This window comes from Pseudarthrobacter sp. 05T312, from assembly GCF_056396685.1.
This window is the reverse complement of sequence record NZ_JBFTLY010000009.1, coordinates 1-17,259: the sequence shown is the minus strand read 5'-3', so window position 1 is coordinate 17,259 and position 17,259 is coordinate 1. Positions and strand designations below refer to the sequence as shown.

Sequence of the window (17,259 nt, the reverse complement as noted above, 5' to 3'; positions counted from 1 at the left end):
GAACGGTCCCGTCCGTTACCGGCGAACATCCGCCGGGCCTGGAGCGGGGTCAGGAACCGTACGACGGCGGTTCCCACCCGGTTGCCTCGGCCCATGCGGCCATCAGTGGCCACGCGACGTCCGTGAACCACGGTTCCTTCGCCTCCGCGTAGGAGCTGGTGGTGCCCGAAGCGGCGTGCGCCGCCGCAAGCTCCGCCTTGTGCGCTTCATAAAGGTTCCGCGCTGAGGCATCGCTCCGCAGCCAGTCGCGGAACATGAGCGCGTACCGCCATCCGGCCGAACCGGCCGCCCGGACATGGACGTTGACGGCACGGCACGGGTCCGCGTTGGCGTGGAACCGCTTCAACCATTCAGCGGGGGCCGGGGCATTGGGCTTGGGGGTGTCGGCCTCGACGCCCCGTACCGCCGGAAAACCGGCGGCGGACAGCAGCGGGTCGATCGCAGCCGCGGCCGCAAGGTCCGGCACGGCCACCTGCAGGTCAATGACGTCCTTGGCGGACAGGCCGGGCACGGCGGTGGATCCGATGTGGTCCACCGCCAAAATCTGCTCCGGAGCGGCAGCCGACAGCCGGGCCGCAATCCGGGCCGCCTGCTGCGCCCAGTCAGCCCGGTGCGGTTCCAGGACCGGGCCGCCATTCCGCGCGGCCCGCTGGCCCGCAGCCAGGTTGTGGGCGAAGGGGACCAGCCGCCTGTCCCAGAGCCGGTCCACCTGGTCCAGCAGGTGCTGCACCGTACCGGAATTGTCCAGCACCGCATCGGCAGCGGCCAGCCGGTCACTGCGCGTGGCCTGGGCGTCCATCCGGGCACGCGCTGCTTCCCCGGTCATTCCCCGGTGCTCGAGCATGCGCTGCAGCCGCACGTCGTCCGGTGCATCGACGACCACCACGAGGTGGAAGCTGCTGCCCTGGCCGGTCTCCACCAGGAGGGGTATGTCCTGGACCACCACGGCGTCACCGGGCGCCGCGGCCGTCATGGCTGCGGCGCGGGCGCGCACCAGCGGATGGACGATGCCGTTCAACGCGGCGAGGCGCCCCGGATTGCCGAAGACCGCCGCGCCGAGCCGGGCGCGGTCAAGCCGCCCGCCGTCGTCTAGCATTCCTGCCCCAAACTCCTCCGCGATGCGCTGCAGCCCCTCGGTACCAGGCTCCACAACTTCCCGGGCCAGCGCGTCCGCGTCAACCAGCACGGCGCCGCGTTCCTTCAGCCGCGCGGCCGCCACCGACTTCCCCGAGGCGATCCCGCCCGTCAACCCGATTTTCAGCACACCCCCACCCTACTGATCCGCAGCTGCATCCGGTGCCAATGCGGATAGGCTGAAGGCATGACTGCAGGGGGTGCGGCAGTGGAGCCGCTGGTTCATATCGAGGATTTCCGGATGGATTTCGGTGACACCACCGTGATCCGGAACCTCTCCTTCGATGTCCATGCAGGTGAGACATTCGGTTTCCTCGGCAGCAACGGGTCGGGAAAGACCACAACCCTCCGCGCCCTCCTGGGCATCTACCAGCCGACGTCCGGAATCCTCCACATCGACGGAAAGCCCTTCGAGCCCGGTGATGGGGCCCGGCTTGGGTACCTTCCGGAAGAACGGGGCCTCTACAAGAAGGAACACGTCCTGGATGTCATGGTGTATTTCGGCCGGCTGAAGGGCCTGGGCAAATCGCAGGCCCGCACCTGGTCGCTGGCATACCTGGAACGCGTCCAGCTGGCGGACAAGGCAACCATCAACCTGGATAAACTCTCCAGCGGCCAGCAGCAGAAGGTGCAGCTCGGCGTCACCATCATGAACGACCCCGAACTCCTGATCCTGGACGAGCCTACAAAGGGATTCGACCCGGTGAACCGACGCCTGCTGATGGACATCATCGAGGAACACAAGCGCGGCGGGGCAACGGTGATCATGGTTACCCACCAGATGGAGGAGGTGGAGCGCCTCTGCGACCGTGTGGTCCTCCTCAAGGACGGCACCTCACGCGCCTATGGGACGGTGGCTGACGTCCAGGACCAATTCGGCGGCACGGTCTACCGTCTTTCCTATGGGGGCGACCAGGTCCTGCCCGCCTCCACGCTGTACGACGTGGTCCGGCAGGGAGACGGCCGCGCGGAACTCGCCCCGCGCCCCGGCGGCAATGAGGCAGCAGTCCTTCGGGAGCTTGTTGCCGCGGGACTGCCGGTCACCGGTTTTACCACCTCCAGGGTCTCCCTCGAGGAGATCTTCATCCAGGTGTACGGCGACCAGCACGCGGAAGCAGGGGTTTGACCATGACGACGGCACCGGCCAGGAAACCCTCCCCCAACCGCCACAACCTCGGCACCGTAGTGGGCTTCGAGTTTTTCCGCACCACCAAAAAGCCGCGGTTCTGGATCGCAACCCTCGCGATTCCCGTGGTTATGGCCATCATCTTCGGGTTGATCTTCATCAGCAACAGCTCCACGAGCGCCTCTGCCAATGCGCAGAAAAACGCTGCCCTGGAATTCAGCTATACGGACAGGTCGGGAATCATTCCGGACCAGGTTGCCGCCGCGATGGGCGGCACCAAGGCGGTCAGCTCCACCGACGGGGCTCGCGAGGTGAAGGAGGGACGCCTCGATGCGTTTTTCGCTTTCCCGGCCAACCCTGCCACGGAGGCAGTGCAGGTTTACGGCGCTGACAAGGGCGTATTTGAGAACGGCAAGTACGAGGCGGTGGCCAGGCAACTCCTGGTGATGTCAGCCCACGCACGGATCGGTTCGGCGGACGTTGCGGCGGCCGCCGGAGGCAACATCAAGGTGGAGACCGAAACCTACCGGGACGGGCAAGTGGCAGGAGGGTTTGGTGCCGCGATACCACCCCTGATGTTCCTGGTGCTTTTCTACATCACGATCATCCTGCTCTCCAACCAAATGCTGAACAGCACCCTGGAAGAGAAGGAGAACCGGGTCACCGAGATGATCCTCACCACCCTGAATCCCACCACCCTCATCGTGGGCAAGATCATTTCACTGCTGCTGGTTGGCCTGGTACAGATTTCCGTGTTCCTGGCCCCAATCGTGATTGGGTATGCCTTCTTCCGCGACAGGCTCTCGCTTCCGGCCATCGACCTCAGGGATGTCGTCTTCGAGCCGGGACCGCTGCTGGTGGGCGCCCTGCTCCTGCTGGGCGGCTTTACACTCTTCACCGCCGTGCTGGGTGCGATCGGTGCGGTGATGCCGAACGCCAAGGAAGCCGGGGTCATCTTCGGTCCGCTGATGGCCCTCATTTTTGTCCCCTTCTATGCCATCAGCCTCATCCTCAGCGACCCGCACTCCCCCATCGTCCAGGTGTTCACGTATTTCCCCTTGTCGGCCCCGGTAACCGCGATGCTCCGTAACGGCTTCGGCACGCTCAGCCCGGTTGAATCAGTGATCATCATTGCCGAGCTCTTCATCGTGGGAATCCTGGTCCTGCGCCTGGCCATTCATTTGTTCCGCTACGGCTCCATCCAGTACACCGGGAAGCTGTCCATCATGAGCACCTTCCATCGCCGTTCCGGCGACGCACCCCGCCAACCGGCGCCCCACTAGACTGGGCCGGATGCAGGAGCAAGAGGGCCGGGCCACCGCCTACACCACGCTGTCAGCCGGCGGGGACTTCCGGCACGAACTTGAGGTCAAGCGCTCCAGGTTCATCACGTTCCTCCGGCGGGCGGCCAGCGAAGACGCTGCCCGTGACCTTGTGGCAGGCCTCCGCCGCGAGTTCCACGATGCCCGCCACCACTGCTCGGCGTTCATCATTGGACCGGACCGGACCGTGCAACGTTCGAGTGACGACGGTGAACCTGCCGGGACTGCCGGCATCCCCATGCTCGAAGCGCTGTTGAAGAGGGAAACCGCACCCGGGGTGAGTGACCTGAGCGACGTCAGTGCCGTCGTCGTCCGCTACTTTGGCGGCGTCCTGCTCGGGGCGGGCGGCCTGGTCCGGGCGTATTCCGAGTCAGTCTCGGCAGCACTGGACCTGGCGCCCCTGGTCCGTCGCAGCAGGCGCCGGATCTGTTCCACGGCCGTGCCGCACGCGGTTGCCGGGCGGTTGGAGAACGAGCTGCGCGCCGCGGGCATGGTGATGGCGGGCACCAGCTACCAGGACCGGTGCACGGTGCTGCGGATTGCCGTCGCAGACGACGCCGGCGCCATCGCTGCCGCATCCGGGCTCCTGCAGCAGCTGACAGCCGGGTCCGCCGCGCTCACTGGCGAAGGAACGGAGTGGATCGATGAGCCTTTCGACTGACGTGGCCCTGGCGGACGTTGACGAAGCAATGGCGGACCGGCTGCTCCAATTGGCCAAGGGCGACGCCTCCCCCGACGAGGTGGCGCCCCCGCTGGGCGGGCCCGGCTGGAACCTTGAGCGCACCGCCTGGTTCTTCGGATATCACCGGGCCGCAGCCGGCGGGCTGGACGGACCTGCGGCGGAAAAGTCATGGGCCGTGTTGAGGGGCCCAAACCTTGCCGGCTCCGTGCGGCTCAAGCGCGAACCCGGCGCAAAGATCCCTTCAGCGGAGACCGGCATCTGGCTTGGCCGGAGTTTCCGTTCCCAGGGAATTGGCGGCGCCGCGCTGGAATTGGTCCTGGCAGAAGCCCGCCGGGCAGGTTTGCAGCGCGTCACAGCACGAACCCTGGCCGGGAACCATGGCGCCCAGCGGCTGCTCACCGCAGCCGGCGCGGCATTGACGCACGACGACGACGGCACCGTCCACGCCGTCATCGACCTTTAGCCCCGGAAGCAGAGAACGCGCCCACAGCGCGGGCCTGCTGCAGCGTCGCGCTTGCCGCTTAAACCACGACGGGCCCCCGCTTTCGCGGAGGCCCGTTGCGTTAGCCCGGGAAGTCCGGGCCGGCGGCAATTAGTTGCCGGTCAGCTTCTCACGCAGGGCAGCAAGTGCCTCGTCCGAAGCCAGGGTGCCGGCACCGGAATCGGTGGCAGCAGGCTCGGAGGAGTAGCTGGTGGTGCCGGAATCGCTGTCACCGGACGTTGCAGCCGCAGCGTCGTCGGCAGCGTGCTGGGCAACCTGCTTCTTGTGTGCTTCCCAACGGGTCTGGGCGTCAGCGTACTGCTGCTCCCAGGCTGCACGCTGGTTCTCGTAGCCCTCGAGCCATTCGTTGGACTCGGGGTCGAAGCCCTCGGGGTACTTGTAGTTGCCCTCTTCGTCGTACTCTGCGGCCATGCCGTACAGAGCCGGATCGAATTCGGTGCTGTCGGCGTCGACGCCCTCGTTGGCCTGCTTGAGGGACAGCGAGATGCGGCGGCGTTCCAGGTCGATGTCGATGACCTTGACGAACAGTTCGTCGCCAACGGAGACAACCTGCTCGGCCAGCTCAACGTGGCGCACGGCGAGCTCGGAGATGTGGACCAGGCCTTCGATGCCGTCTTCGACGCGGACGAACGCACCGAACGGAACCAGCTTGGTGACCTTACCCGGAACAACCTGGCCAAGGGCGTGGGTGCGGGCGAAGGTCTGCCACGGATCTTCCTGCGTAGCCTTGAGCGACAGGGAGACGCGCTCGCGGTCCAGGTCGACCTCGAGAACCTCGACGGTGACTTCCTGGCCAACTTCGACAACCTCGGACGGGTGGTCGATGTGCTTCCAGGAGAGCTCGGAAACGTGGACGAGGCCGTCTACGCCGCCCAGGTCCACGAATGCACCGAAGTTGACGATGGAGGAAACGACGCCGGGACGGACCTGGCCCTTTTCCAGCTTGTTGAGGAACGTGGAGCGGACCTCGGACTGGGTCTGCTCGAGCCATGCACGGCGGGACAGGACCACGTTGTTGCGGTTCTTGTCGAGCTCGATGATCTTGGCTTCGATCTGCTGGCCGATGTACGGAGCAAGGTCACGCACACGGCGCATCTCGACGAGGGATGCGGGCAGGAAGCCACGCAGGCCGATGTCGAGGATAAGACCACCCTTGACAACCTCGATGACGGTACCGGTGACAACACCGTCTTCTTCCTTGACCTTCTCGATGTCGCCCCAGGCGCGCTCGTACTGAGCACGCTTCTTGGAGAGGATCAGACGGCCTTCTTTGTCTTCCTTGGTGAGCACCAGGGCTTCGACCTGATCGCCAACGGAGACAACGTCCCCGGGATCAACGTCGTGCTTGATGGACAGCTCGCGGGAGGGGATGACACCTTCGGTCTTGTAACCGATGTCGAGCAGGACTTCATCGCGGTCGACCTTGACGACGGTACCTTCGACGAGGTCTCCGTCGTTGAAGTACTTGATGGTGGCGTCGACAGCTGCGAGGAAGTCCTCAGCGGTACCGATGTCGTTGATCGCGACTACGGGGGTACCGGGCTTCTCGGTGGAGGTGATGGTCATGTAGTAGGGGCTCCGTTGTGGATAGTTAGTCGGTCAGGCAAACCGGCGCGCCCGCGTTATGGAACGCAGGCGCGATTCTCGGTGAATCCGATGGATTCCCCGGGTCATCCTGATTTGTGGATTGCTTTCAATGCAGTCTTTAAGGGACCGCAAGCGCGTGCACGTGGTACACGCCCGTTTATTCTAGTCGCTGCCGGCAATGGGGGTCAAAGCGGGTGGGCAGCCGTACCGCCCGGCCTAGAAGTGGGTGAGGCAGTGCGTGGCCCGTTCCACCGCGAACATTTGCCGCGCCCGGAACGCAGCCCCCGGCGACGCTTCGACGATGGTGCCGGCCGCCTTGAGCGTCACGGGGCAAACCCCGCCGAGATAGATGGAGGACAGGGCAGAGACGTCCAGGGCGAGGTCGGCGGGCGCACCGTCGGGCAGGGGTTCGACGGCGGCCTGGCCGGCTTTGACCTCCAGGGCGAACGTTCCCCGCGCGAAGCCCAGGGGGTCGGCGACCTCGAACACCAGCCGGCCGTCGGCCGGGTAGTGCCGTGCCTCCAGGGCTTGCCGGACATCGAGGATCCGGAGCCAAAGCATGTCGCGGGGTTCGGAGGCTTCAACACAGCGGGAGTCCTCGAGCGCCCATGGCAGTGGATCATCGACCATTGCCTCTTCCCACGTGACACTTTCGACCAGGTCGATGGCGCCCAGGTACTGCCAGAGCTCCAGGTACGCATGGTCGGTGGCTGCCACCAGGTCCACCACCTCCATGGTGAACGGCCGGGTGTCCCAGCCGGCGAACTTATACGAGACGTAGCCGTCAACCACGCCTTCGGGCCCGTAGTGCAGCGCCACTTTGACCTTGGGATCCTCGTCCTCGGCCCGGCTGATGGATCCGGACGCGAGCTGGCGGTAGAACTCGTGCCGGCCGATCGAACCGGGCGTGAGGCGGTGCAACTGCTCGAAGACCTTCGGCGCCAGGTCAAGGAGAACCTTGGGATCGGCCACGTCAACGCGGCCCCTGGCGTGGTGGTTGAGGACGAAGCGGCGGCTGGTGTCCACCTTGATTGATTGCTCCCGCGTAGCCACTCCGAATCCGAACCTGGTGTAAATCGAGGCCTCCGACGCGGTCAACGCCGCCATCGCCAGCCCCTCCCGGCGGGCCAGTTCCAGCTCCTCCGCCATCATGCGGCGCAGCAGTCCCCTCCGCCGGTGCGACGTCCGGACTGTCACGGCGGTGACGAGGCGGGTGTCGAGCATCCGGCCAAAGCCGATGTTCATTGTCTTGTCGAAGGTACCGAAGGTTGCCACCGGGACGTTGGCTGCCAGGGCGTGGTCGGCCACTGGCCCAACCTGGTAGGCCCCGGTCATCACCCGCCCGTCCGCGCGCTGCATCCCGATGCCCCGGTCCACCCGTTCGTCGCTGCGGCGTGCGTCATGGAACCCGAAGGCAACGGCCCGCATCCAGTCGACGGTCTGCGGGTAGGCAGGATCTTCTTTGGCAGCCGGTTCAAAGCGCCGGATTTTGTAGTTTCCACTCAGATCACCCATTTGTCCGAGCCTAGTCAATGCATCCGGCGCCTGACCAGCATGAACGCATCCTTTATGGCGGGGTGCCGCCGCGTCAGGGCCTAGTGTCCGGCGTCGTACCAGCTGGGCCCGACGCCGATCTGGACTTCCAGCGGCACGCTGAGGTCCGCTGCGGCAGCCATCTGTTCGGTGACGAGCTTCTCGACGGCGGCGCGTTCACCGGCGGCCACCTCAAGGACCAGTTCATCGTGGACCTGGAGCAGCATCCGCGATTTAAGCCCCTGCGACTCCAGTTCGGCGTGGACGCCCAGCATGGCACGTTTGATGATGTCGGCGGCGGAACCCTGGATGGGGCTGTTGAGCGCGATCCGCTCGGCGTTCTCGCGCAGCTGGCGGTCCGTGCTGGTGAGGTCCGGCAGGTAGCGGCGGCGGCCCTCAATGGTGGCGGTGTAGCCATCCACCCTGGCCTGGTCCACCACGCCCCGGAGGTAGTCGCGGACTGCGCCGAATCGGTCGAAGTAGTCCTTCATGAGGGTACGGGCCTCGTCGACGGAGATCTCGAGCTGCTTGGACAGGCCGAAGGACGTCAGGCCGTAGGCAAGGCCGTAGGACATGGCCTTGACCTTGGAACGCATGGCACTGGTGACCTGGTCCGTGGGGACGTGGAAGATGTTGGAGCCGACGAACCGGTGCAGGTCCTCGCCGTCCTTGTAGGCCTGGATCAGGCCTGCATCGCCGGAGAGGTGGGCCATGATGCGCATCTCGATCTGCGAGTAGTCAGCGGACAGCAGGCACTCATACCCGTCGCTGACCACGAAGATACCGCGCACACGGCGGCCTTCCTCACTGCGGATGGGGATGTTCTGCAGGTTGGGGTTGTTGGACGAGATGCGGCCGGTAGCTGCCACGTTCTGGGCGTAGGTGGTGTGGATCCGCCCGTCCTCCGCCACGGACTTCTTCAGCGACTCGATCATCTGCCGCAGCTTGGCGGCCTCACGGTGCGCCATGAGCTGGACCAGGAACTCATGCCCGGTCTTCTCCAGCAGGTTCTTCAGGGACGCGGCATCGGTGGTGTAGCCGGACTTGATCTTCTTGGTTTTGGGGAGCTGGAGTTCGTCGAACAGGACGGTCTGCAGCTGCTTGGGCGAGCCCAGGTTGACCTCGTGGCCAATCGCGGCGAACGCCTGTTCCTGGGCTTGGTCGATCACCCTGGCAAGGTCGGAAAGCTGGTCCTCCATCTTGTCCATGTCGATGGCAATGCCGGCGAGTTCCATGTCCGCCAGGACGCGGCTGACCGGCAGCTCCAGGGTGGACAGGAGTTCCTCGGCGCGGCGGTCCTTGAGTTCGTCCTCGAAGAAGCGGCTCAGGGCCAGCACTACGGCGCCTGCCTGGACCAGGGCGTCGGCGGCCGCCGTGTCGTCGCCGTCGAAGGACAGCTCCAGTTGACCAGCCTTGGCCGTGGCGGCCGGTATGCCCACGTTGAGGTGGTGTTGGGCGAGTTCAGCGAGTTCGTAGGTGCGCCGGTCAGGCTGGATCAGGTAGCCGGAGATGGAGGTGTCGTCCACCACGCCCTCCAGCTCCAGTCCACGGGCCGTCAGTGCCTTGAGCGCAGCCTTGAAACCGTGGATCACCTTGGGCGCCCCGGGATCGCGCAGCCAGGCGGCCAGCACGTTTTCGGTTTCAGCGTCCTGTCCGGAGAGCTCCACATAGACTGCGGCGTCACCGCGGACAATGGCCACTGCGTCAGCGTCCTCGCCAATCCGGCCCGGCACGAGGTCCACGGCCAGTGCTGACCGCTGCCCGGTGCCGGCGGCCAGGAAGGCGGCCAGCTCCGCGGCACCGGCGGGGGTGCTGTAATTCGGGGTTTCGATGCTTTCACGCTCCGCAGCGGGGGTGTCGGCGTCGCCGTACAGGGCGAACAACCGGCCGCGGATGGCCTTGAACTCAAGCTGGTCGAAGAGGTCCTCGATGGCAGCCTGGTCCGGGCGCGGCTGGTAGAGGTCCTCCAAGGTTACGGGGAGGTCGAGGTCGGTGTGGAGCTGGTTCAGTCGGCGGTTGCGCTTGACGGCGTCAACGTTCTCCCGCAGGGCATCGCCCACTTTGCCGCCGATCGAATCGACGTGCTCCAGGACGCCTTCGAGGCCGCCGTAGAGGTTGATCCACTTGGCTGCCGTCTTGGGTCCGACGCCGGGCACGCCGGGAAGGTTGTCCGCCGTCTCCCCCACCAGGGCGGCGAGGTCGGAGTAGCGGCCAGGACTGACAAAGTACTTCGCCTCGATGGCGGCAGCATCCATCCGCGGGATGTCGCTGACACCCTTGCGCGGGTACAGCACGAAGACGTTGTCCGTGATGAGCTGGAACGCGTCCCGGTCTCCGGAGACGAGCAACACCTCGAACCCGGCTTTCTCACCCATGGCAGCAAGGGTGGCCAGGATGTCGTCGGCCTCGTAACCGGGCATCTTGATGGTCTTAATGCCCCAGGCCTCCATGACTTGGCCGATGAGGTCGATTTGGCCGCTCATTTCGCGCGGGGTTTCGTTCCGGCCGCCCTTGTACTCGCTGTACTCGGTCTTGCGGTGGGTGGATTCGTCGGAGACGTCGAACGCGACCGCGATGTGGGTGGGCTGCTGTTCCTTGATGAGGTTGATCAGCATGGAGGTGAAGCCGTGGATGGCGTTGGTGTGCTGGCCGTTGGAGGTGGAGAACTTGTCCGCCGGGAGCGCGAAGAAGGCACGGAAGGCCATCGAGTGGCCATCAAGGACCAGCAGCCGCGGCTGGCTGGTGATGGGAACCACCGGCGCTTCGGTGGCTGAAACGGACCCGCCGGCGGCGGGGGCGGCGCTCTTCACTGCAGGCTTTGGGGCGTCGGCGGGGCGCTGGCCGGCAGCGGCCTCATCGATGGCCTGGGACGGGAAGGGAGCCGGTTTGGTTGTTTCACTCACAGGTGCCAGCCTAGTTGCCATGACAGACAATTTCACGCCGGGCCCTTTCGCCGACGAGCTGGCAGCCGCCGGGATTCCCGGCCATATGCACGACTGGCTGGGCGCCTTCGGGGTCGGTGCGCTGGTCGTCAAGATGGGGATCCATTTCCTGGAGATGAGCCCGGAGCGCACCGTTGCCACCATGCCGGTTGAGGGCAACACGCAGGTGGCCGGAATCCTGCACGGCGGCGCGCACGTGGTGCTCGCCGAAACCCTGGGCTCCTTCGCCTCGGGCATGCACGCGGGCCCGGGCCGCCACGCCGTCGGAATCGAAGTCAATGCCACGCATCACCGGTCGATCGCTACGGGCCTGGTCACGGGCACGTGCACCGCGGTCCATTTGGGCCGGACCCTGGCCACCCACGAAATCGTCATGACCGATGCCCAGGGGCGGCGCCTGTCAACGGCGCGGATCACCAACCTGCTGCGGGACAACGCCGGCTGACGCGGGCGGCCTCAGGACTGCTGGCCGGTCCCGGGCTGCAGAAGGTACCGCAACTCCACGATCCCCCTGCCCAGGGTGCGTGAGGCAGCCAACTCCAGTGGCGGCGTCGGGCCCTTCATGGGCAGCAACCGCTTCCCCTCCCCCAGCACCACGGGAATGACGGAGAGGATGATCTCGTCCAGCAGGCCGGCGTCCGCGAACTGGGCCGCCAGCTTGCCGCCGCCCACCACCCAGATGTTCCGGTCCCGGGCCGCCTGGCGGAAGTCGGCAGTGAATTCCTGCACGTCCCCGCGCACAAAGGTGATGTCTGCCCCGTCCGGTGCCCGGTGTTCGTGGTGGGTGAAGACGTAGCAGGGCGTACCGTCGTACGGCCAGGTACCGGGCTCATGCTCCATCAGCCAGGCGTAGGTTTCCCCGCCCATGACAATGCAGCCCACACCGGCCATGAAGTCGTTGTAACTGTCGGTCCCGCCCTCGAAACCGTCGAACTGCAGCAGCCAGGCGAGATCGTCAGTGGGTGTGGCGATGAAGCCGTCGAGGGACGCGGCCACAAAGTATTGGATGCGCGGCATGGCCCCAGCGTAGCCAGCTGGCTCCCCTTGGCCAACAGGCCGGCCAACGGTGTCCGCCGGCAGGCCCGGGCCGCTACTTGGTGAAGTACGGGATGATCAGGTAAAGCCCGAAAAGCACAGCCAACCCGCACAGGCCGAAGCACAGGTAGGCGATGGAGCGCTTGACCCCGGGGGACGCCTGCTGGGCATCGCCGGCGATGGCCGTGAACCGGACCCCAAGCGAGTAGAGGGTCACCACAATGGCCGCCGATACGAGCGTGGTGCCTGCAACGGTCAGGAGTTCCAACCACTTCATCGCTGATTCTCCTTGGATTCTTTGGCCTTGGCGTCAGCCTGCGCCTTGGCTTTTGCTTCGGCCCGGGCGCGGGCCAGGGCCTTCTTCTTGGCGAACCGGACGGCCTGGCCGGCTTCCTCGACCTCGACCGCGTTCTGGTGGCTCACGGACGACTTGCGGGAATAGAAGAACATGAACAGGACCGCCGCGGTGCCGGCGATCGCAGCGATCAGGACACCCACGGCGCCGGTACCCACCAGCAGCGCGGTTAGGGCACCGACGACGCCGGCGGCCGGCAGGGTGAAGAGCCACCCCAGCGCGATCTTGCCCACCATGTTCCAGCGGACGGTGGTGCCGCGGCGTCCCATCCCGGAGCCGATGACGGACCCCGAGGCCACCTGCGTGGTGGAGAGGGCGAAGCCGAGGTGCGAGGAGGCAAGGATGGCAGAGGCGGTGCTGGTTTCGGCAGCGAAACCCTGTGCGGGTTTGACCTCGGTCAGGCCCGACCCCATGGTGCGGATGATCCGCCAGCCGCCGGCATACGTTCCGACCGCGATGGCAAGGGCGCAGGAGGTGATCACCCAGAGCTGGGGACCGGAGCCAGGTGCCTGGCTGTGGGAAGCGATCAGCACCAGCGTGATGATGCCCATGGTCTTTTGTGCGTCATTGGTGCCGTGGGCCAGCGCCACCAGGCTGGAGGTGAAGACCTGGCCGGTACGGAAGCCGCCGCGTTTCTGGGTGAGCTTGGACCCTGTCTCGGGATCCTGGCGCGCGGTAAGGGCGTAGGCCAGGCGGGTGCACACGTAGGCGGCAAGTCCGGCGATAACGGGGGCGAAGACAGCCGGCAGGATGACCTTCTGCAGCAGGCTCTCAAAGTTGACCGAGTTGAAGCCCGAGCCGATAACGGCGGCACCGATCAGTCCGCCGAAGAGGGCGTGGGAGGAACTGGAGGGCAGGCCCTTCAACCACGTGATCATGTTCCATAGAACGGCCCCCATCAGCCCGGCGAAGATGATTTCCGGGGTGATCTGCACCCCCTCGGACCCCTCGCGGATGATGCCGCCGGAGACGGTCTTGGCCACCTCCGTAGAGAGGAAGGCACCCACCAGGTTCAGGACGGCGGCCAGGGCCACTGCTGTCCGGGGCTTGATGGCACCCGTTGCGATGGGCGTTGCCATGGCGTTCGCGGTGTCGTGGAAGCCGTTCGTGAAGTCGAAAAATAGTGCCAGTCCAATGACCAGCGCCACCATGAAGGTGATATCCACCTGTTGCCCAATCTGCAGAGTCGACGTTCAGCAGTTTCTCGTACCAGGCTGCCGTGGACAGCATAGTTCACCGGCTGTTTGCGTGGAATGACTTGTGGTGTTGGCACAACCGGTGGGAAACCTTATCGATCGTACGCGTCCACGGCATGAGGTCAAAACACGGGTTGGGCCAGAAATGCGCGGATCCGGTCGAGTTCCGCAGGCGTGATTCCGAGCCGTGGATGGGGTGAGACGGTGAGGATGCGCCGCCCCAGGAAACCCGCCCATCGTTGCGCTTCGGCCTCGAACGCCAGCTGGTCGTCCACCCAGGCGACGGCCCTCGGCCCGGTCTCTTCGACGTCGTCCTGGATGGCACGGAGTTTCCACCAGCCGGTCCCGCCGGCTGCGCCGTCTGCGGCCAGGTACGGCCACCCGCCGCCCTTGAGGCCGACGGCGGGACACAGGTACTGGGCGGCCAGTTCTTCCCAGCTGGTCAGCCAGACGCACCGCAGTCCCGGCATCCGGGCCAGGGAGTTCAGCCCGGCCACGAGCTCGGCCGCGAAGGCGACGGGCAGCAAGCCGGCGTCGGCGCGCTGCCAGGGGGAACCCCACCCGGTGGTCCCTTCGGGGCTGAACGGACAGATGACTCCGTCGACGTCCAGGTAGAGCGTGCACCCACCCGGGGCAGCTCCGGCCCCTGGTGGGTGCAGGCCCGGGACCCGCCGGGCGTCCGGCCGCCGGGTGGTCACGGCGCCGCGGTTGCCTGCCCTGAGTTGACGTTCACCAGCCAGGAGACACCGAAACGGTCCGTGCACATGCCAAAGACGTCGCCCCACGGCGCCTGCTCCATGGGGACAGTCACCGTTCCCCCGTCGCCGCTGAGCTTTTCGTAGTAGCCACGGAGTTCCGCCTCGCTGTCGCCGCTCAGGGATACCGAAATGGCAGATCCTGCGTGGTACTCCATGCTGTTCGGGGTGTCGGCGCCCATGAGCACCAAGCCCTGGGTGGTGGTCAGCATGCCGTGCATGATCTTCTCCGCTTCCGCGGGATCCTCGCTGGCCTGGAAGTCGCCGAAAGTGCTGAGCGTCAGTTCGCCGCCGAAAACAGATTGGTAGAAGTTCATGGCATCGCGGGCATTGTCGCGGAAGCTCAGGTAGGGATTGAGGATCGTGGGCATGTCGGGATCTCCTTCACAGTGCCGGAAGTTGCTGGGCCCGAAACCCGGGCCCAGCAACATCCTGCCCGATCCGGGTGAAGACCGGTAGGGGAAACAGGCCCCTGTCGGGCCCTCTGTATGGTGCGGCGGGGCGCGGGGAACGTAGGCTCGGGGCATGGCCAGATTCTTCGATGTTCATCCGCACGACCCTCAGCCCCGCGCGATTGCCCAGGCGGTAAAAATCATCCGGGACGGCGGCCTGATCGCCTACCCCACGGACTCCTGCTACGCCCTGGGGGCACAGATGGGAAACCGGGAAGCCCTGGACCGGATCAGGAACATCCGGCACCTGGACGACAAACACCACTTCACGCTGGTGTGCCGGGATTTCGCGCAGTTGGGCCAGTTCGTGAACATCGGCAACGACGTCTTCCGCAGCATCAAGGCGGTGACACCCGGCAGCTACACGTTCATCCTGCCCGCCACGAAGGAGGTTCCCAAGCGGCTGCTGCACCCCAAGAAGAAGACGGTGGGCGTACGCATCCCGGACAACCGCGTGGTCCAGGCCCTGCTGGCCGAACTGGGCGAGCCGCTGCTCTCCAGCACGCTGCTCCTGCCGGACGAGGAGGAGCCGCTGACGGTGGGCTGGGAGATCAAGGAACGCCTGGACCATCAGGTCGATGCCGTGATTGATGCCGGGGACTGCGGCGCCGAGCCCACCACGGTGGTCGACTTCTCCAGCGGCGTGGCCGAGGTAGTGCGGCACGGGATGGGCGATCCGTCACGCTTCGAGTAACTCCCCCGGACCTTCTGCCGGTGCGCCCGGTCAGTCCTGCTTGCGTGCCCTGCTGGGCTGCACCCGCGGGGGCTCTCCGGGCATCTTGGGGTAATCGGGCGGGAAGGGCAACTCCCCGAGGCCCGCTTTGAGGTCGCGGTCCCACCACTGCAGCAGGGTGTCGATGGTGCCGGGCGCGGCACTGAAGTCCGCCCACGGGTCGCCCACCGTCTTCAGCCGCTCCGGCACGGTAAGGATGGTGAAGTTCTTCGGATCCGCGGTTTCCAGTTCATCCCAGCCCAGCGGACAGGACACCGGGGCGTGTGGAAGGGCGCGCGGACTGTAAGCGCCGGCGATGGTACGGTCGCGGTTCGCCTGGTTGAAGTCCAGGAACACCCGACGGCCACGCTCTTCCTTCCACCAGGCCGTGGTGACCTTGTCCGGGATGCGCCGTTCCACTTCCCGGGCTGCAGCGATGACCGCGTGGCGCACGTCGAGGAACTCGCGGGTGGTTTCGATGGGGGCGTAGACGTGGAGGCCCCGGTTCCCGGAGGTCTTGATGAAGCAGGCCAGCCCGGCTTCGGCCAGGACGTCCTTCAGCACCAGGGCTGCGGGGATGGCGTCGTCGAAATCGGTGCCGGGCTGCGGGTCCAGGTCGATCCGCAGCTGGTCCGGATTGTCGGTGTTTCCGGCACGCGACGGCCAGGGATGGAACACCACCGTGTTCATCTGGACGGCCCAGACGGCTGCGGCAGGCTCATCGAACACCAACTGGGGGTGGGACCTCGCACTGGGGTAGACCACCTTGACGGAGCGGATGAAGTCCGGCGTGCCCTTGGGCGGATTCTTGGAGAAGAACATGTCGCCGTCGATGTTGTCGGAGTACCGCTGGAGGGAGACTGGCCGGTCCCCGTTGGCGGCGATGAACGCCTCCCCCACATCGCAGATGTAGTTCGCCAGGTCCAGCTTGGTGAGGCCCAGGTCCGGCCACAGAACGCGGCTGGGGCTGGAAATGCGCATCTCGCGTGGTCCGTTGGGTCCTTGCACGGTGATGGTGGTCTGTTCACTCGCCATGGGGACAACGTACACCCCGCCGCCGGCCGGGATGGGCATATCCGTCCTGGCCTCCGGCATGATGGGTCCATGCCAGCATCCGATAAGCCGCTCACCCTGGCCGTGGGCGAAGCCTCTTTCTCCGCCGTCCATGCCCGCCCCGCGAATCCCACCGCCACCGTGGTGGTGGCGCATGGGGCCGGCGCCGGCATGGAGCACCCGTTCCTTCGCGGCTTCACCGATGCGCTCAACAGCCTGGGCTTGGCCACGCTCCGCTTCAATTTCCCCTACCGGGAGGCGGGACGGAAGTTCCCTGACCGTCCGCCGGCGGTGATCGCTGCCTGGCGGGCTGCCATGGCCGCCGCCCGCGCCCAGGCTGATGCCCATGGTGACGGCGGACCGTTGTGGGCGGCGGGCAAGTCGTTCGGGGGTCGGATGGCCTCCATGGCCGTCGCCGGGGGCATGGACGCCGCCGGGCTTGTATACCTGGGATATCCCCTGCATGCTCCCGGGAAACCGGAAAAACTCCGGGACGAACACTTGTACGGCCTGACGGTGCCCATGCTGTTCCTGCAGGGAACCAGGGACACGTTTGCCACGCCCGGCATCCTCGAGGATGTCGTCGCCCGGATCGGCCGCAACGCCGTCCTGCAGTGGGTAGAGGGCGGGGACCACTCGTTTGCGGTGGCGGGGCGGAAACGGGCCGCCGATGAAGTGGGCGCGTCCCTGGCGGCCCCGGCGGCTGAGTTCATCGCAGCACACACCTAGGAGACTGCTGAACTAAGTGCTTTGTAGGGCTGGTCCGTGGCGTTCGCTGTCGGGCCAGCCCTTCCTTTTGTGGGTTGGGGTTTCTGGGGTTGAAGTATTTTGGGTGGTTCCGGGCTTTTGGTGCCTGTTGGCCGGGTAGGGGGT

General features: G+C 66.0%; 17 protein-coding genes. 7 read left to right on the top strand and 10 right to left on the bottom strand.

The genetic code is table 11. The annotated features are described in order from the left end of the window. Positions 1–49: 49 nt before the first annotated feature. Entirely contained in the window at positions 50–1,264 is a 1,215-nt protein-coding gene (gene coaE, locus AC1DIP_RS13035) for a dephospho-CoA kinase (protein ID WP_477733996.1), read from the bottom strand. 57 nt (positions 1,265–1,321) lie between these two features. Between coaE and AC1DIP_RS13030 the strand changes: the two genes are divergently transcribed. From AC1DIP_RS13030 to AC1DIP_RS13015, 4 genes are read left to right on the top strand one after another with little or no spacing between them, the layout of a single operon-like run. Beyond that, positions 1,322–2,260: an ABC transporter ATP-binding protein gene (locus tag AC1DIP_RS13030; protein ID WP_477733995.1), complete on the top strand. Its 939-nt coding sequence runs from the start codon at positions 1,322–1,324 to the stop codon at positions 2,258–2,260. A 2-nt stretch (positions 2,261–2,262) separates the two neighbouring features. After that, positions 2,263–3,543 (top strand): ABC transporter permease, encoded by a 1,281-nt coding sequence (locus tag AC1DIP_RS13025; RefSeq protein ID WP_477733994.1) that lies wholly within the window; start codon positions 2,263–2,265, stop codon positions 3,541–3,543. Between the two features lie 10 nt (positions 3,544–3,553). Continuing rightward, a complete protein-coding gene (locus AC1DIP_RS13020) occupies positions 3,554–4,243 on the top strand; it encodes an IMPACT family protein (protein ID WP_477733993.1) in 690 nt (229 codons plus the stop codon). Further along, the gene (locus AC1DIP_RS13015; protein WP_477733992.1) at positions 4,227–4,727 is read left to right on the top strand and encodes a GNAT family N-acetyltransferase; all 501 of its coding nucleotides are present in this window, start codon (positions 4,227–4,229) and stop codon (positions 4,725–4,727) included. Before AC1DIP_RS13020 ends, AC1DIP_RS13015 begins: the two co-directional genes overlap by 17 nt. Positions 4,728–4,856: 129 nt before the next feature. Here the strand turns inward: AC1DIP_RS13015 and rpsA are convergent, their stop codons facing one another. The 3 genes from rpsA to polA form a co-directional block, all read right to left on the bottom strand. Next, a complete protein-coding gene (rpsA, locus tag AC1DIP_RS13010) occupies positions 4,857–6,332 on the bottom strand; it encodes a 30S ribosomal protein S1 (RefSeq protein WP_159632080.1) in 1,476 nt (491 codons plus the stop codon). A gap of 237 nt (positions 6,333–6,569) precedes the next feature. Further along, a complete protein-coding gene (locus AC1DIP_RS13005) occupies positions 6,570–7,868 on the bottom strand; it encodes a GNAT family N-acetyltransferase (protein ID WP_477733991.1) in 1,299 nt (432 codons plus the stop codon). Between the two features lie 80 nt (positions 7,869–7,948). Beyond that, on the bottom strand, positions 7,949–10,591 hold the full coding sequence (polA, locus tag AC1DIP_RS13000; RefSeq protein WP_477734055.1) for a DNA polymerase I: 2,643 nt from the start codon (positions 10,589–10,591) through the stop codon (positions 7,949–7,951). Between the two features lie 217 nt (positions 10,592–10,808). Here polA and AC1DIP_RS12995 point away from each other — a divergent pair, with 217 nt between their 5' ends. Beyond that, a complete protein-coding gene (locus AC1DIP_RS12995) occupies positions 10,809–11,273 on the top strand; it encodes a hotdog fold thioesterase (protein ID WP_477733990.1) in 465 nt (154 codons plus the stop codon). Positions 11,274–11,284: 11 nt separating this feature from the next. Here AC1DIP_RS12995 and AC1DIP_RS12990 read toward each other — a convergent pair whose 3' ends face one another. The 5 genes from AC1DIP_RS12990 to AC1DIP_RS12970 form a co-directional block, all read right to left on the bottom strand. Further along, entirely contained in the window at positions 11,285–11,845 is a 561-nt protein-coding gene (locus tag AC1DIP_RS12990; RefSeq protein WP_477733989.1) for a dihydrofolate reductase family protein, read from the bottom strand. A 73-nt stretch (positions 11,846–11,918) separates the two neighbouring features. After that, positions 11,919–12,140 carry a hypothetical protein gene (locus AC1DIP_RS12985; RefSeq protein ID WP_476210936.1) on the bottom strand — a complete coding sequence of 74 codons (222 nt, stop codon included), beginning with the start codon at positions 12,138–12,140 and terminating at the stop codon, positions 11,919–11,921. Then, entirely contained in the window at positions 12,137–13,384 is a 1,248-nt protein-coding gene (locus AC1DIP_RS12980) for an inorganic phosphate transporter (protein WP_477733988.1), read from the bottom strand. The genes AC1DIP_RS12985 and AC1DIP_RS12980 overlap by 4 nt, the downstream gene beginning before the upstream one ends. A 152-nt stretch (positions 13,385–13,536) precedes the next feature. Further along, a complete protein-coding gene (locus AC1DIP_RS12975; protein WP_477734054.1) occupies positions 13,537–14,025 on the bottom strand; it encodes an HAD domain-containing protein in 489 nt (162 codons plus the stop codon). A gap of 83 nt (positions 14,026–14,108) precedes the next feature. Continuing rightward, a complete protein-coding gene (locus AC1DIP_RS12970) occupies positions 14,109–14,540 on the bottom strand; it encodes a VOC family protein (RefSeq protein WP_476210932.1) in 432 nt (143 codons plus the stop codon). 154 nt (positions 14,541–14,694) lie between these two features. On the opposite strand from AC1DIP_RS12970, the gene AC1DIP_RS12965 reads away from it, so the two are divergent. After that, entirely contained in the window at positions 14,695–15,315 is a 621-nt protein-coding gene (locus tag AC1DIP_RS12965) for an L-threonylcarbamoyladenylate synthase (protein ID WP_476210930.1), read from the top strand. Between the two features lie 30 nt (positions 15,316–15,345). On the opposite strand, the gene ligD is transcribed toward AC1DIP_RS12965, so the two are convergent. Beyond that, positions 15,346–16,368, bottom strand: a complete 1,023-nt coding sequence (gene ligD, locus AC1DIP_RS12960) for a non-homologous end-joining DNA ligase (protein WP_477734053.1) — start codon at positions 16,366–16,368, stop codon at positions 15,346–15,348. Between the two features lie 69 nt (positions 16,369–16,437). On the opposite strand from ligD, the gene AC1DIP_RS12955 reads away from it, so the two are divergent. Beyond that, on the top strand, positions 16,438–17,115 hold the full coding sequence (locus AC1DIP_RS12955) for an alpha/beta hydrolase family protein (protein WP_477733987.1): 678 nt from the start codon (positions 16,438–16,440) through the stop codon (positions 17,113–17,115). Positions 17,116–17,259 lie beyond the last annotated feature (144 nt).